Source organism: Paenibacillus sp. SN-8-1, assembly GCF_050995535.1.
In the GTDB taxonomy this organism is placed as follows: domain Bacteria; phylum Bacillota; class Bacilli; order Paenibacillales; family Paenibacillaceae; genus Fontibacillus.
Genome location: NZ_CP194782.1, coordinates 4,019,541 through 4,036,271 on the forward strand (window position 1 = coordinate 4,019,541; position 16,731 = coordinate 4,036,271).

Below are 16,731 nucleotides of genomic sequence, written 5' to 3' on the forward strand. Positions count from 1 at the left end.
GGCAAGACAGGCCTCACATCAATCGTATATTAACAATTACAGCTTCTTATCATCAACCTGACCCAGCCAATGCTCAATTTCATTGATGACCGAAGACACGCTCCCTTGCTCAAATGGAGAAATAAGGCCCGCCACCTTTACAAGCTCCGTGAACGACTGGCTTCCGCCCTGCCTGCAGAGTTCGAGATAAGCCGTCCAGGCCGCTTCAGGGTCTTCCTGTGATTTCTTCCAGAACTGGAAGGCGCAGAGCTGAGCCAGCGTATAATCAATATAATAGAATGGCGAACTGAAGATATGTCCTTGCTTCTGCCAGAAACCGCCTTGTTCCAGATAAGCATTACCCGCATAATTGCGGTGAGGCAGGTATTTCTTCTCAATTTCCCGCCAAGCCAGCTTGCGTTCCTGCGGAGTGGCTTCCGGATTGCCATAGACGTAATGTTGGAATTCATCCACAGCGACACCATAAGGGATGAAGATGAGACCAGAGGACAGGTGATTGAATTTGTACTTCTCGGTATCCTCCTTGAAGAACAACTCCATCCATGGCCATGTGAGAAACTCCATGCTCATGGAATGAATCTCAGCGGCTTCCAGTGTCGGAAAGCTGTACTCAGGCACTTTGTACTGACGGCTCTGGAACACCTGGAAAGCGTGACCTACTTCATGAGTCAATACATCAATATCATCGGATGTTCCATTGAAATTCGAGAAGATAAAAGGAGCTTCGTATTCACTGAGATAAGTGCAGTAGCCGCCGCCCTGCTTGCCTTTCTTGGCAACAAGGTCCATCAGCCCATTTTCCTGCATGAAAGTGAAGAATTCATTCGTCTCCGGAGACAGCTCCGCGTACATCTTGGCTCCGTTCTGGACGATCCAGTCCGGATCTCCCTTAGGTGTAGCATTTCCAGAAGCGAAACTGAAATCTTCATCATAATAAGTAAGCTTATCTACACCAATTCTAGCCCGCTGGCGCTCCTTCAGCCTCTGAGTCGCAGGCACAATGAACTCCTTCACCTGGTCTCTGAAATTAGCAACCATCTCTGCATTGTAGTCGGTGCGGTTCAGCCGGTCATAGGCCAGCTGGATGAAATTCTCATAGCCAAGCGTCTGTGCGATCCGTGTCCGTACCTTGACTAATTCATCATAGATCCGATCAAGTTCTTCCTCATGCTCACTCATAAAAGTATAACGTGCCTCGGCCGCACGCTGTCTTAGACCACGGTCTGTGGACAGTTCGAATGGACGCAGCTGCGGAAGGGTTCTCTCTTCTCCCTCAAAAGGAATCTTCGCGGACGCGATCAGCTGACTATACTGGGTCACCAGCTTGTTCTCCTGCTGAAGGTCCTGAATAATCTCTGGCTTGAATGTCTTCAGGGACACATCCATGAGACTGAACAGCTGACGTCCCCATTTCTCTTCGAGCTGAGCCCGGAATTTAGACTGTACAACAGCTTTATAGTAGTCGGTCACGTATTCTTGATACAGCGGTCCGACTTCGTCCATATAATCCTGCTCGGCCTTGTAAAATTCATCGGTTGTATCAATCGAATGACGTACACTTACAATCGTCCCCAGGGTTTCAAATTCACTCCGCAGCTTGTTGATTCTCTCAAAAGCAAGATCCTGCTCCTCAAAGCTTGCAGCCTCGTTGAATTGATTCAGTAAATCCTTGAACTGACTCTCGACATCTTGAATGTCGGGTCTTGAATACGGGTATTCATTGAATTTCATCATTAATCACCCTTTGGTCAATTATTTATAAATCCTATTATACAGGGTAATTTTGGGATAACAAACATCTATATTAGACATAGCTAAAATACTCGCATTTCTGGGGCAAGGTCGGAACTACGTGTAATGCTTGGACTTTCGGCCGCTGTTGTCCCCTGATTTCTTGATCTATACTACTGCATTGCTGTTTGAAATCATGAGACAAAGTATATGCTTCCGATGCAGCTTTCTGAAAGAAAGCTTTAAAGCGGTCGCTTTCGCTCCTACAGTTCGAAGCTTCCCCTCCGCCCACGCCTCCTCTGCATGTCATTGTTCTAAGTTCGCTTTATATATATGTGCTATCATCAGCAAAGCAAAAGAGACGCACATGGCGTCTCTCTAATGTTAACTTTATTTATTTCTTCTTACCATGACTCATCATCGATTGGGACTCATCAAAGTTCCAACCATGACCCTTGCTGCCTTCCTCCGGCTTCGATCCTTTGGAAGAAGGGACTCTATTCACCTGTGCAGTCACATAATCCGTCAGGCTCTTCTTGAACTTGTCGTACTCTTCCTGCGTTATTCCGCCGGCTGCCAGCTTCTTATCCAGCTTCGCGAGGCGGTCTTTGACCAGAAGATCAACCACCTGCTGCGCCGTAATATTATGAGATACGGCGATGTCCGCAAGACTCTTGCCGGACTTCATGGCTGACTTAAGCTCTGATTCTGTAATTCCCAGCAGCTTAGCCAGGGCGCCAAACTTTCCTGAGCCCTCAACATCTTCAATACCCTGAACAACACCAGGGAACTTGCTATTTACTAGTTGCGCAGCTGCCTCAGTCTTGGCTGTCTTCTGGGCATCGTATTCATCCTGAGTTATCTCACCAGCTGCCAGCTTGGCAACCAGGTCTTTAACATCAGCAGCAATCAGCAGATCAATAACCGACTGAACTTCAACTTTATGTTCACCAGCGATTTCGGCAAGCGTCTTGCCTGCCTTAAGCTGCTCTTCCAATTCAGTCTTGGTTATGTTGAACAGCTTTGCAATTTCATCGGCATTCTGCAGATCCGCAGGGGAAATCTCCTGTGTACTTTCAACCTTATCCGCAGTTGTGAACGAGAGAAGCTTATCTGCTGTGTTGGCAGCTTCAAGCTTTAGAGCCTGTTCCTTCTTTTGATCCAGCTTCTTTTGCTGTTCCTGCTCCTGCTTGAGCTGTTGCTCCAGCTTTTGTCTCGCTTTCGGACTTAACTTTTTGTTCTTCAGCTGCTTCGCAAGTTCCTGCTGTTTCTTCTTCTCGGCTTGCTTCTGCTTCTCTTTATCCTTGGCCAACCGGGCATTTTGCTCAGCGGTAATCCAGCTTATGATCTTGGCTTTAAGATCCTCTTTGGATACTCCCTGCGTCGCAGCGATCTCAGCCAGGGTCTGAGTCTGCAGCTTTTCTTTAAGAGTGGCCGCATCCAGCTTTAAGAGAAGCAGAAGCTGTTTCTCGAATTTGCCTAATCCTTCAAGCTTGTCTCCCTGCTGCAATGTGGTCTTCTGCTCTTGCACCGCGCTTGTTCCCGCGGCTGCGCTTGCATGTCCAGTTGCCAGAATTCCCCCGCCTAGCGCCAAAGAGAATGCCATAACTCCGGCTGCTACTGTTTTTGCTGATTTTCCCTTTTTCATAATGAAGACCACCTCTCATGATGTGCTTGGTTGGTTACTGTTACCAACAATTTCAGTATAACTGAGATCAAGCGAGATGGAACTACTTTTTTCGATAGTAATCGACAAAAACTTCGTAATGTCGAATCATGCACAAATGAGCCTCAAAATTAAAAGAGCGACGGTAAAGGACAAGTGCGTAAAGTCCTTAACTGTCGCCGTATCATTGAACCCACGATTCTATTAGCGCAATAAAATTAGCCAATCTATGATAATTGCGTGTTCTATATGGATGAACTAAAAACTGCGTGATTGATTACCTGGCACACCAAGCGGTTGCCTGGATCCAAACGTTCATTTCTTTAGCTCATTCCATATAGCTTGACGTGTGTGTTAGTGTCTTCTCTCTTGCATCTGCCAGGATGCGGCGCCAAATGTCCGTCCTAGTATGCAGATCGTGTCCACCTTCAACTTCATAAAGTGCAGCATGTTTTATCCTATTAGCTAAGTACCGTGAACCTTCAATTGGTGTTATCGGATCATGGATACCGTGCCACAAGCTGACCGGGACAGATATGACCCCGGGATCGAATGACCATGGCCTCGCCGTGATGCTTGTATCTTGCACGCACCCCTTTACACCTTGACGATATACTTCGCAATAGAACGAGCTGCCTGGTGAATTTGGAAATTTTGCAGAACGGCGGGCTTGTGCCTTAAAGATTAGGGTCAATAACCCAGGTGCCCTTCTTCCCAGGAAAAACATGACACGATTGAGATGGTTCATCTTTTTTGAAGCACGATGCCATACGGATGGTGTGGAGGTCATAATGATGGTTACAAATGTTAATCGGGAAGCAAGCTTCGCAGCACATGCAGCCGCATAAGGTCCTCCGCCCGAAATACCAATAACGCCAAACTTCTCAATACCTAATGCATCGGCTAGCTTTGCCATATCGTCTGGCCAGTCCTCTAGACCTCTTTGCATCTTAGGGGATGAGCGGCCCATTCCCGGGCGATCCGGCGATATCAGTCGTAGACCTAATTCTCGGGAAATCGGCTCATCAGGTTCAAATAGATGTCGGCACCCAGGTGTCCCATGGAGGACAAAAATCGGGATACCGGATGTATCCCCATATTCAGTAAAAGCTAACACGCGCTCATCCGGCAAAATAATAGTCCCTTCCAGCCACCCTTTTGCGTTAACCGATTCCACCAAGAAAACCTCGCTTCCGCTCAATACAACACTGTCCTAAATCTCATTACTACTAGAAGATCATACTATAGTAAAATATTGGCTTTTCCATAATAGCACATTCAGCAAAATCCGTCCCTTACCTTATTCAGCTTGGACTAACATAGCTCAATTTCATTTAACTACGCTTGTCTCTTGAAGCCTTCTCCAAGCACCTCATGTGCATTCGTAATAATGACAAAGGCGGACGGTTCAAGCTGCTGAACCAGTGTCTTGAGGCGGGTAACTTCACTTTGTCCTACTACGACCATCAGCACAGGCCGGTCATCACCGGTGTATCCGCCCCTTGCGCTAAGCTTCGTCAGTCCCCGATCGAGGTGGACTAGCACCGCCTCCGAGATTTCATCTGTCTTCTCGGCGATAATATAAGCCACCTTCGTATAATTCAGTCCTAGTTCTACTGCATCTATAATCTTGCCTGTAATATAGAGGCCGATGAGAGCATAGAGTGCCTTCTCGGGAGATAGTATAATACCCGCCAGCGTGATGACGAGTCCATCCATCATAACTACACACGTGGATAAGCTGAGTCCGCTGTATTTCTGGATAATCTGAGCCAGGGTAGACAGACCGCCCGTGGAGCCACGTCCACGGAACACAATCCCCAGCCCCAGACCAACCCCAATCCCTCCATAGAGAGAGGAGAGCAGCGGATCTGTGGTAGGAACGATCCAATCCTTCGTCAAATAGACGAATAACGGCAGCACTACTGTACCCAGCAAAGACCGAATTGCATAATTACGGCCGAGCAGCAGGAAGCCTGCGGCGAACAAAGGAATGTTCAGCGCCCACTGGACATACGCCGGCTCAATGCCGAACAGAGAGTTCGCCACGATGGACAGTCCAGATACTCCTCCCGACGCGATATGATTCGGCAATAAGAACATATTGAAAGCCAGGGCAGTTATAAAAGATCCAATCACAATCATCATAGTATCCAGCACATGCCGGGCTGGGCCAGTCACAGGAAATACCTCATTTATTCTACGTTTACGGCCTTTTGGGGGCATAATTCCGTTCTCCTTCACTACGTCAAAGTGTTAATGGCCAAAAAAATTCCCGCACAAGTTAGCTTGTGCAGGAATCGTATATTTATTGAACTTAAGCTTGCTCCGCCTCAGTCTTGATTTGGCTTCGCAGGTATCCATCGATGAAGGCATCCAGCTCGCCATCCATGACCGCGCCCGTATTCCCCGTCTCAATGGAGGTCCGGTGATCCTTAACCATACTGTAAGGATGGAAGACATAGGAACGAATCTGACTGCCCCAGGCAATATCAGATTGCTCCCCGCGGATTTCATCCAGCTCCTTCTGCTGCTCTTCCAGCTTACGCTCATAGAGCTTGGAACGAAGCATCGTCATTGCCCGTTCCCGGTTCTTGATCTGGGAACGTTCATTCTGACAAGTTACAACCACGCCTGTAGGGATATGCGTAATCCGTACAGCGGAGTCCGTAGTATTAATGTGCTGACCCCCAGCGCCGCTGGCCCGGTAGGTGTCAATCTTCAGATCCTCCGTACGGATCTCTACATCGACATCTTCCGTAATTTCAGGCACGACATCGCAGGATACGAAGGAAGTATGACGGCGGCCCGAAGAATCGAACGGGGAGATCCGGACTAACCGGTGAACCCCTTTCTCTGTCTTCAAATAACCGTAGGCATTATATCCCTTAATCAGCAAGGTCACACTCTTGATCCCCGCTTCATCTCCGGGAAGATAATCGAGTACTTCCACCTTGAAGCCGCGCTTCTCTGCCCATCTAGTGTACATACGGAGCAGCATTTGGCCCCAGTCTTGCGACTCGGTCCCCCCTGCGCCCGGATGCAGCTCAAGAATCGCATTGAGCTTGTCATATGGCTGGTTGAGAAGAAGCTGAAGCTCGAACTCTTCCAGGCGCTTTAGCAGCGATTCCACGGACCCGGCAATTTCCGAGAGAAGCTCCGCATCCCCTTCTTCTTCTGCCAGCTCAATCATGACGACAATGTCGTCATTCTCGGACTGCAACTTCTGGTATTGATCGACTGAAGATTTGACGGCGTTCATGTCTGCAATTACTTTTTGGGCGGATTCGTTGTCATCCCAGAAGTCGGGCGCGGCCATCTTCTCCTCAAAGTTCGCAATCATCTCCTGCTTCAGATCTAAGTCAAAGAGACCCCCTAAGGTTGGATAATTTCTTAGCTATTTCACGCAGATCCTGCTTGATACTTGGATCGATCATGCTGCTTCGTCACCTCTTCTACTTGTTACAAACCGATACGATTAGTCGTTCTGACCATGGCAGTGCTTGTATTTCTTGCCGCTGCCGCATGGACAATCATCATTGCGTCCGATCTGCTCGCCGCGTTGAACGGGGCGCTTCTCGGCAGGCTCGCCATTAGTGGAGATCTGGTTCTCATCCACAACAGTCTGACGCTCCTGATTCGTCTCGATTTGTGCTTTCATAATATATGTTGCGACTTCCTCTTGGATACTCGCTGTCATTTCGTTGAACATCTCAAAGCCTTCGAACTGGTACTCACGAAGCGGATCCGTACCGCCGTAAGCACGAAGGTGAATACCCTGACGCAGTTGATCCATAGCGTCAATGTGATCCATCCACTTGCTGTCAACAGCACGAAGCACGATAACCTTCTCGAATTCGCGGATCATTTCAATGCCGATATGCTCTTCGCGGGCATTGTACTTCTCGACAACCTTGCCAAAGATATATTCGATGATCTCATCCGCTTCCTTGCCCCACAGCTCATCCTTGGTCAATTGGCCTTCATCAAGCAGCTTGCTGTTGATGTACTCAGCTACTTCTTCCAGTTCCCAGTTCTCAGGAATATCATCACTGCAGTGCGCCATTACGATACGTTCGATTACTGGCTTAATCATCTCAAGCACAATATCCTTGATGTTCTCGGATTCGAGAATCTCGCGGCGCTGCTTATAGATAATTTCCCGCTGTTGGTTCATTACATCATCATATTGAAGAACGACTTTACGCACGTCAAAGTTATTGCCTTCTACCCGTTTCTGAGCCGACTCAATGGCACGGGTAATCATTTTGCTCTCGATTGGTGAATCCTCGTCAAAGCCGAGGCGGTCCATCATAGCCAGCACGTTGTCAGCCCCGAACCGCTTCATCAGATCATCGCCAAGGGATAGATAGAACTGGGTAGAGCCCGGGTCACCCTGACGTCCAGCACGGCCGCGCAGCTGATTATCGATCCGGCGGGACTCATGGCGCTCTGTACCGATAATGTGCAGACCACCAATTTCGGATACGCCGTTACCCAGGATAATATCAGTACCGCGTCCGGCCATATTGGTCGCAATGGTTACGGAGCCCGGTTCACCGGCACGGGAAATAATCTCTGCTTCCTCCGCATGGTACTTCGCATTCAGTACCTTGTGCGGAACGCCTTTGCGCTTCAGCATTTCATGAAGAAGCTCGGAGTTCTCAATGGATACTGTTCCGACGAGAACCGGCTGATTAGTGGCATGACGCTTCACGATCTCCTCCACTACAGCCTTGAACTTGCCTGCTTCGCTCTTATACACGATATCCGGGTTATCCACACGGCGATTCGGACGGTTCGTAGGAACCTGAAGAACCTCAAGACCATAAATCTTCTTGAATTCCTCTTCCTCGGTCTTCGCTGTACCCGTCATACCGCCAAGCTTGCGGTACATACGGAAGTAGTTCTGGAACGTAATCGTCGCCAGCGTCATACTCTCGTTCTGAACCTCAATGCCTTCCTTGGCTTCAATAGCCTGGTGAAGGCCATCGCTATAACGGCGTCCTGCCATCAGACGGCCTGTGAACTCGTCTACGATCACGACTTCGTCTTCCGTCACCACATAATCCACATCACGGCGCATAATTACATTGGCCTTGAGTGCCTGTACAATGTGGTGGTTAAGCGTTACGTGAGCGTTGTCATACAGATTCTCGATCCCGAAGGCCTTCTCGGCTTTCGCCACACCCTTCTCGGTCAGAGATACGGCCTTAACTTTGATATCTACATTGAAATCTTCTTCCGCTTCCAGACGCTTCACGAAACGGTCTGCTGCATAGTACAGCTCGGTCGATTTCTGGGCTTGTCCAGAAATAATCAATGGTGTACGCGCCTCATCGACGAGAATGGAGTCCACCTCGTCAATAATGCAGAAATAGAGCGGACGCTGAACCATCTGCTCTTTGTAGAGGACCATATTGTCACGCAAATAGTCGAACCCGAATTCATTGTTCGTTCCGTACGTAATGTCGCAAGCATAAGCAGCCTGCTTCTCTTCATGCTCCATGCCGTTCAGGTTGACCCCTACGGTCATACCCAGGAAGTTATAGATTTGGCCCATTTCCGCGCTGTCACGCTGTGCCAAATAATCATTCACGGTAACCACGTGAACGCCTTTGCCAAGAAGTGCATTCAAATAAACCGGAAGTGTCCCGACCAATGTTTTCCCTTCTCCGGTTTTCATTTCCGCAATACGGCCTTCGTGCAGCGCAATACCGCCAATAAGCTGGACGTCATAATGACGCTTGCCCAGTACACGCTTGGAGGCTTCACGTACAGTTGCAAAAGCTTCAGGAAGAATATCGTCGATATCCTCGCCTTTCTCCAATCTCTCTCTAAATTCTACCGTTTTATGTTGAAGCTGCTCGTCCGAGAGCTCCACAAATTTAGGTTCCAATGTATTAATTATGTCGACCGTCTTCATAAGACGTTTGACATCACGTTCATTCGTGTCGCCAAATATCTTTTTCACTAGTCCTAGCATGGTTTTCCCCTTTCACGCATAAACAGATGATTTGCCTAAATTGTAACAGTTTGTCAGGGTTGCCGCAACTTAAGCTAGAGCGCTTTCCCGCGGCAAATTCACCCATATATGAATAAAGAGCCTTACCCGCGAGGCGGATGAGGCTCGGTCTCTTACGTACTAGTTAGATAAAAATAAATTCAAATGCTGCTAATTCATTGGATCATAGGATCAAGCATGTTCAATAAGTCCGTATTTCCCATCGGTACGTTTATAAACCACGTTAATCTCTCGGGTATCCACGTTGGAGAATACAAAGAAATCATGCCCAACCATATTCATTTGAAGTATGGCTTCCTCCACGTCCATCGGCTTAAAGGTAAAGCGCTTGGTACGGACAACCTCGAGTTCATCATCGGTTAGCGCATCTTCTTCCTCGCTCGCAAGCATAGGGCCATCAACAGGCTCTTCGACGAATAATGTCTTCAGACTGCCTTCCTGGCGGAATTTGCGGTTCACCTTGGTCTTGTGCTTACGAATCTGGCGTTCGAGCTTGTCCACTACCTCATCTATGGATGAGTACATGTCATCGCTCTTATCCTCTGCCCGGAGCACTACACCGGTTAGTGGAATCGTTACTTCCACTGTGTGCAATCCCCGGATGACATTAAGGGTTACATGTCCTTCTGAGGTGGGAGGTGCATCAAAGTACTTCTCAAGCCGGCTGAGTTTCTTGTCCACGTAATCATACAAGGCGTCAGTCACTTCAATCTGTTGTCCTCGAATACTGTAATTCATAGGGCACTCCTCCTTTGCCTCTATATTATACCATATGTAAAGCCCAAGTTAAAATGTTAACTCTGCAAAAAGGGCCAAAAATCGAACTTATTTGTGACGTCCTATGTAATATTCTTAAAGACCAAAAAAAGACCCTGGAAAGTCCAGAGTCTGTTGCTAGCGAATTCAATTGTTAACCATCGTTACCAGGTATATGGGTCGGCTTGAGCCGGGATGATTATAGCTTGATTACGTTAGCAGCTTGAGGTCCGCGTGCGCCTTCGACGATATCGAATTCTACGGATTGTCCTTCTTCAAGCGTCTTGAAGCCTTCGGATTGGATCGCGGAGAAGTGAACGAATACGTCGCCTCCGTCTTCAGTCTCGATGAAACCGTAACCCTTCTCAGCGTTAAACCATTTAACTTTACCTTGCATGCACTAACATTCCCTTCTTAGTCAAATGAAAGTGTGAAGATTTCTTCACATTTGGAATATAACATCCTTACTTTCCCATTGTCAATTGGAAATGAAAAGGTTTTTCTGTAAATAAAATGTGATATTTTGTCTGATTTCATCAGATTTTCACAGGGGTGAATTCGACAAAAAATGAGCCGGGTACGAAAGGTACCCGGCTCGTCTGAACGTATAATGTTATTGTTGCATCGTTACTTTCTGCGATCCATAAGAATGCTGTCTGGTGAATACGCGGCCTCGTATGCATTACGTCTAACCTTGGCTTGACCGCGAAATTGAAGCCAGTTCGAGGCTTCCTTCTTGAGAGATGACATGCGGCTGAGGATGAGGGAATCTTTTAGCAAAATATCATTTAAGCGTTCCAATTGTACTGGTGTATACGTCGTCTGTTCTTTTAACAAGACGATCTGATCAATAATCTCCTGCCGTTCATTTACGAACAGTTCCAATTCTTCGGACGACATATCTTCGATTCGACTAACTACAGATTCCGTTAACTCTTCCAAAGAAGAGATTAGATTATCCATGTAGAATCTCTTGACCTTGGCTTTGGCCTGCAACAGTCAATTTGGCTGCTTGGGCGAAGGTCTCTCTCAGATCGGTCAAATAGCCAAGCGCTTCCTCTGCAGGCTGTTCATTCTTCTTAATGTTCGCCTCAATCAGAAGATGATTAATATATTCATAAAGGGAAGCAAGCCCCTCGGATACCTCATAGGTTCTGTCCAAGGTGGACAGAAGTTCGTTTACGATGCTTTGTCCTTTGCCAAGATTCAGATTCGCCTTCTGCATATCCTTTTTCTGCAAGCCATCAATCCCTGAGCGGACGAACCGGATAGCTCCATCATACAGCATAAGAAGCAGTTGTCCTGGAGTTGACGTTTGAACGGATGACTGACGGTATTTTTCATAAGGAGATGTAATCAAGTGCCTTCACCCTTTACTTAATTATTAATTAGATGTAGAGCCTAATAGACTGGACGACTGGGACTGGAGCTTGCTCATGGCAGACTCCATGGCTGAGAATTGTTGATAGTATCGAGTCTCAGCATCATTTAGGCGAGTGGTCATAGCGGTGATACGGGAAGTATAATCCTTCATCGCCTTGCCCATAACGCTCTCGTCTTTGAATGCACTACTCAAATCCCCGCTGAACCGGTTGGTACCCGCGCGGTCGGAGAACTTCTGAAGGGTACTCGTCATGGTTGTCGATAACTTACCAACAATACTATCCTTATAGTTCGAACCTGATCCCTGGAAAAGGTCCGTAACCTGCTGAGGATTACTTTGAAGCGCAGCCTTTAGCTTATTCTCATCAAGATACAGCTTACCACCTTCATAGTATTGTCCTGTGGTAATGCCCATTGAGGTTAATTGCCCCATTTTGTTATTGATTACCGACCGCATAGCTGTGATGGTATCCTTGAGAATATCGTCGTTTTTCAGAAGACCGCTCTTGGCCTTAGCTTCCCAAGCGGTAATATCATTTTCCTTCATTGCAGACTTTTGTTCATCGGTAAGCGGAGTGTAATCCCGATACTTCTCTTCATCTACCTTTGAATTCATTAGACTAAGCAGATCATTATAGGTCTGAACAAAGGATTTAAGTGTATCTACCGCTTTGGCTGGGTCGATAGTAGTTGTAATCTTGGACAACTGCTTAGCAGTGGTCTTGTCCGCAGGATCCGTTCTTTCCGATTCTTTCAATGCAGTCAGAACAATACCATTCACTGTAAAAGTATTGCTGTTATCTGAAGTAAATACATTTGTTCCGGAGCTAGTTGTAACTTCTATTTCTGAACCTTGCCCAAGTTGATGAGACACCCCAGAAAGTTTAAGGAGATCCATCATCTTAGTTGTTCTAGTAGTACCATAGTTATCCTCAACAATGCTTATATCCTTATTACCGAAATCTTTTGAGGTTATTGAGAACTTGCCACTTACTTCATCAAATACTGCATTTACATTCGCGGAGGAACCATTAATTTTACTAATCACACCTGATATGGTGTCTGTCTTGGAGAACTCCAACCTAGTATTGTTAATTGTCAATACAAATGGCTTGTCTTCGTCCGCAGGAACTGTAGCCGCTGTATAATTATCCAACGAACTAAGCGCAGTCGTAAGCTTTGCCTTGGAAGCAGGAAGAATTGGATCTGTAGAAGCTGGCACCATCATAGCGTCCGTTGGCACGATGGTCGTTTTTGTAGCTACACTCCTAACTGCCACACTCATCGCAATACCAGCAGTATTAGAGCTTGCCTCTGCTCTAATAGCATCCGTATCTCCACTAACCGAGGCGGTTTGTGTGTTCATCGAACTCGAAAGACTGAAAGTATCCGTCAGTTTTGATTTGAAATTAAATACCTTACTGTTCATCTCACGGTAGCTGTCACGCTGCCAAGAGAGATAGGTCTTCTGTTGATTCAGCTTATCAAGAGGGATCCTCTTCGCTGTCATTAACTGCTTAACCATACTATCTATATCCATACCTGAAAAACCATTAATCCGCATCGTAGTCATTTTGTGTTATTCCTCCTTACACCTTCTCATCAATCATGATTCCGGCTAATTCCATCATCTTAGCTACCAAGTCAAGCGTCTTCTCTGGTGGAACCTCACGAATAACTTCTCCGGTGTCCTTATTAAGTACTTTCACCATGATTTGGTGCGTCTTGTCATGAATACTTATATCGAGCGTAGTCTCAGGGCCCTGCAAAGATTTCACGGCCCGATCAATGGTACGAATTAACTGTTCTTCACCTACGGGAATTGACATCCCCTGCTGTTCTTTCACAGCTAAGTCCTTAACGTTCCGTATGCTTGATGCACTGTATGCTGAAGCCGCTGATTCAGCGGGAACTGCTGGATCTGGCTTACTCTGAGATGTCGTACTCGCTGTTAGAGAGAATTGTACATTCATCCTAATAACCTCCGACGGAAATTGATATATAGTTTATTATCGGTTAAGAGGGTGCCCAGATTTAGGGAAAAGCCAATTTTTCAAAAAATATAAACAAAAAAAGAGCCTTAGAAAAATACTAAGACTCTCTGGAATCAGGCTTTCGCAAATAAGCACACATTCATACATCTAAGCAGCCTTCCGATTCACACAAGATTCCCAGGGTTGTTAATAATTATGATCGTATCGTATTTAAAAGGCATCAGATTGAACCCGATTATTGAAGCAACTCAAGACAACTCATCCCTCTAGCTAAAGATTATCAAATAAAAAAAGTTAATTTACTTCTAATGTGTAGTGTATATACTTTTCATTAACGATATCCATATTATCCCTGTTATTCTCTTTTGACCATGCAATATCTCTTCTGATAATTTTTGCAGGGCTTCCAGCGATAATACAGTTATTCGGAAATTCCCTTTTAACTAAGCTATGAGCACCAACAATACTACCACTATGGATCTTTGTGTTATATAGGCATGTACATTTTGCCCCAACCCAAACATGGTCGCTGATGATGACACTTTTTTTGTATTGTTCTTTCAAAGCAGAATTTATATTTTTTTTTGTATTAATATCAAAAATGGAGTGCCCATCGTTCGTTCGTATCATTACATCTCTACTAAACAAGCAATCGTTTCCGATTTTTATACGAGATTGTATACTTGCAACAATCCAATATCGACAACCAAACAATATGTTTGACCCAATTGTAATTTCAGCATTCCTACCGCACGTTAATTCACCATCTTGTTCAAATATGCAGTTGTCCCCTAAAGTAACTAATGAATCCGGAAGGAAATTCCACTTCGTGTTTTTAAATATCGTCAAATTATTCCCAATAGAAACATTTACATCATCATCAATATATATTTCAACATTCTCTTGAATATTTGTTGAATTGCCAATTGTAATTGTTGAATTATAACCTCGAAAAATAACCTTACAATTACTGATATCACCAACAATTTTATTGCCGAATATGTCAGAATATGAGTAATCATCCATTTTATCCTTTGTAATGCTTATTGGCTTATGAGAGCTATAAGCATAATCGTTTACTTCCTTATACCCAAAAGCGGTTAGTCGTTCAATGATCGACTTATGATATCTTAATGGTATAACTACGTAAATATCATTGCTTTTTCTGTCAATTTCCATAACACTTCTTACTGTTGTACCGTTAAGCAAATTAGTATTACTATCAATAAAATATTCAGTTACAATTCCATGCTGTTCATAAAGAGCTTTTGATATCATATCACTAGAGTCGCACTTTCCCCAAATGACTACTTTCCTGTTGTTGTAATTTCTTACTATACATTCAATTAAAGTTTGAACTCTATAACTCTTCATTATTTCACCCACCTCAATTTATATCATGTCGTAATCCTGTTACTAATTTTCATGTTTTTATTCGTTGTAAGACATCTCGGCGATTATGATCATAGCAATCAGCCATTGATTAAAGTAACCGTCGTATATGATCACCTCAAAGTCCAAAAATCTGTGAATTTTCCCGCGCTTCATATATTGCTCTGAATATATAGTAATCCGAAGCAGTTGTTATTTTTATATTTTCTGCCGGGCCATCGACCGTGTGTAATTTGTATCCGTAATGCATCATTAATGAAGCCGAATCCAGCATTTTAAAGTTATTATCTTCTATTGCCTTTTCGTGCGCTGCCATGATATCACCTAAGTAAAAACTTTGCGGGGCTTTCGCTATTTTAGAATAATTACGATTTTGAATATCTACGATTTCATTTTGGTCATTTGTATTAATCACAGTTTCTACAGCTTTTGTTACCGTAATTGCCGAACCGAACTGTTTTACAGCAGCTATGTTATCAGAGATAAGTTTGTCATTGATCAACGGTCTAACGCCATCGTGGATGAGTACGATTGTATCCCCAGGGTTATCACATGCATCATAAATTGTTCTCAGCCCATTGTATATGGACTCTTGCCCAGTCTCACCACCAGGTACAACCCAGCGAACTTTCTCAAAAAAATTGTGCTTTAACTGTTCTTTGAGATAATCGATCCAACTCTCTCTGCAAACTACTGCTATGCTATCTATTTCATTGTTGGATTCAAAGTATTCCAACGTATGGATGATAATAGGCTTTCCGTATAAATCCAAAAATTGTTTAGGCTTTGATCTACTATTCATTCTTGAGCCAGTGCCGCCCGCGAATATTAGTGCTGTCGCCATCAAAGAAGGCCCCTTTCTAAGAAGCGTTTATATTTAAGGTTTTAATAATTCACTTTTTCGTCACTTTCATTTCATAAGTCGATCTTATGAATTAAGTGGTTTACTTGTTTCTTCCTACTAGTTCTGGTTCAACCAACCGATAATTAGAACATGGAATATGCGGAATTCTTTCACCTGGTGGTGGCAATTCCATGTATTCTCCATATACCAACCTTAAATATCGGTCATACTGGCTAAAGCCCCAAAATGAATATCCTTCAAATTCAACTTGAATTCTATTGTCATAAAAACTTTTAGGGGTTCCATATTTGCACCTTGAAGGATACCCACCCGTCATTCTCCTGATCAAATCCGTTTCCATAGCATTACAGCTATTAGCAATAAGCTCCCTAGCTCTAAACAACCAATTAGTCGGAATATATGAGGCTAATTTATACCATAGCCTTAAATACCATTTAGGATGCAGCACTTGGCCTGCTTCAGACCATAACAATTTTCTAATACAGTAACAAAAAGCATTATGAAACTTCCTCATAATTGGACCGTCTGGAACATTATCCACTATCATAATATCGATAAATATACCAGTTCTGTACTTCATATGTTCATGTCCAGCACGTATAAATTCCGTTCCAATTCTCCTTAAGCGTGAATATCCCCAACGATAATACGGATCCAATTCATGGTCTTGTAGAAAGAATCGTCTAGTATCTAGATCTTCCCCGCAAGCTTTCTTGAACTTTTTATATTCATTGCTGTGCATAATAACATCAACATCAGGATCCCAAGGTATAAAACCCTTATGGCGAATAGCGCCCAGCAATGTGCCACCATCGAGTGAATAAACAATATTGTGTCTGTTACAAATGCGGTCGAACTCAACTAACATCTCCAGCATGATCATTTGAATTTTTCTAAAATCTTCTTTCGGGATCTCCAT

15 protein-coding genes are annotated in these 16,731 nt (G+C 44.7%); all 15 read right to left on the reverse strand.

Going from position 1 to position 16,731, the window contains the following annotated elements; all coding sequences use genetic code 11:
• Window positions 1–36 precede the first annotated feature (36 nt).
• Window positions 37–1,731 carry a M3 family oligoendopeptidase gene (locus tag ACRRNK_RS19740; protein WP_433946955.1) on the reverse strand — a complete coding sequence of 565 codons (1,695 nt, stop codon included), beginning with the start codon at window positions 1,729–1,731 and terminating at the stop codon, window positions 37–39.
• A 394-nt stretch (window positions 1,732–2,125) separates the two neighbouring features.
• Complete coding sequence (locus ACRRNK_RS19745) at window positions 2,126–3,379, reverse strand: SHOCT domain-containing protein (protein ID WP_433944305.1); 1,254 nt, start codon at window positions 3,377–3,379, stop codon at window positions 2,126–2,128.
• Between the two features lie 346 nt (window positions 3,380–3,725).
• On the reverse strand, window positions 3,726–4,574 hold the full coding sequence (locus ACRRNK_RS19750; RefSeq protein ID WP_433944306.1) for an alpha/beta fold hydrolase: 849 nt from the start codon (window positions 4,572–4,574) through the stop codon (window positions 3,726–3,728).
• 161 nt (window positions 4,575–4,735) lie between these two features.
• Window positions 4,736–5,623 (reverse strand): YitT family protein, encoded by an 888-nt coding sequence (locus tag ACRRNK_RS19755; protein ID WP_433944307.1) that lies wholly within the window; start codon window positions 5,621–5,623, stop codon window positions 4,736–4,738.
• 91 nt (window positions 5,624–5,714) lie between these two features.
• Window positions 5,715–6,834, reverse strand: a protein-coding gene (prfB, locus tag ACRRNK_RS19760) for a peptide chain release factor 2 (protein ID WP_433944308.1) whose coding sequence is annotated in 2 segments (ribosomal slippage) — window positions 5,715–6,761 and window positions 6,763–6,834 — 1,119 coding nt in all. Because the reading frame shifts where the segments join, the coding sequence is not laid out codon by codon here.
• A gap of 41 nt (window positions 6,835–6,875) precedes the next feature.
• A complete protein-coding gene (gene secA, locus ACRRNK_RS19765; protein WP_433944309.1) occupies window positions 6,876–9,383 on the reverse strand; it encodes a preprotein translocase subunit SecA in 2,508 nt (835 codons plus the stop codon).
• A gap of 210 nt (window positions 9,384–9,593) precedes the next feature.
• Window positions 9,594–10,160: a ribosome hibernation-promoting factor, HPF/YfiA family gene (gene hpf, locus ACRRNK_RS19770; RefSeq protein WP_433944310.1), complete on the reverse strand. Its 567-nt coding sequence runs from the start codon at window positions 10,158–10,160 to the stop codon at window positions 9,594–9,596.
• Between the two features lie 217 nt (window positions 10,161–10,377).
• The gene (locus tag ACRRNK_RS19775) at window positions 10,378–10,575 is read right to left on the reverse strand and encodes a cold shock domain-containing protein (RefSeq protein ID WP_024631599.1); all 198 of its coding nucleotides are present in this window, start codon (window positions 10,573–10,575) and stop codon (window positions 10,378–10,380) included.
• Window positions 10,576–10,805: 230 nt separating this feature from the next.
• Window positions 10,806–11,141: a hypothetical protein gene (locus ACRRNK_RS19780; protein ID WP_433944311.1), complete on the reverse strand. Its 336-nt coding sequence runs from the start codon at window positions 11,139–11,141 to the stop codon at window positions 10,806–10,808.
• The gene (fliS, locus tag ACRRNK_RS19785) at window positions 11,134–11,538 is read right to left on the reverse strand and encodes a flagellar export chaperone FliS (protein ID WP_433944312.1); all 405 of its coding nucleotides are present in this window, start codon (window positions 11,536–11,538) and stop codon (window positions 11,134–11,136) included. Before fliS ends, ACRRNK_RS19780 begins: the two co-directional genes overlap by 8 nt.
• Window positions 11,539–11,562: 24 nt before the next feature.
• Window positions 11,563–13,134 (reverse strand): flagellar filament capping protein FliD, encoded by a 1,572-nt coding sequence (gene fliD, locus ACRRNK_RS19790; protein ID WP_433944313.1) that lies wholly within the window; start codon window positions 13,132–13,134, stop codon window positions 11,563–11,565.
• 16 nt (window positions 13,135–13,150) lie between these two features.
• Window positions 13,151–13,534, reverse strand: coding sequence for a flagellar protein FlaG (locus ACRRNK_RS19795; RefSeq protein WP_433944314.1), 384 nt, complete (start codon window positions 13,532–13,534; stop codon window positions 13,151–13,153).
• Window positions 13,535–13,849: 315 nt separating this feature from the next.
• A complete protein-coding gene (locus ACRRNK_RS19800) occupies window positions 13,850–14,929 on the reverse strand; it encodes a hypothetical protein (RefSeq protein ID WP_433944315.1) in 1,080 nt (359 codons plus the stop codon).
• A gap of 136 nt (window positions 14,930–15,065) precedes the next feature.
• Complete coding sequence (locus ACRRNK_RS19805) at window positions 15,066–15,791, reverse strand: IspD/TarI family cytidylyltransferase (protein WP_433944316.1); 726 nt, start codon at window positions 15,789–15,791, stop codon at window positions 15,066–15,068.
• Window positions 15,792–15,891: 100 nt separating this feature from the next.
• The gene (locus ACRRNK_RS19810; RefSeq protein ID WP_433944317.1) at window positions 15,892–16,731 is read right to left on the reverse strand and encodes a LicD family protein; all 840 of its coding nucleotides are present in this window, start codon (window positions 16,729–16,731) and stop codon (window positions 15,892–15,894) included.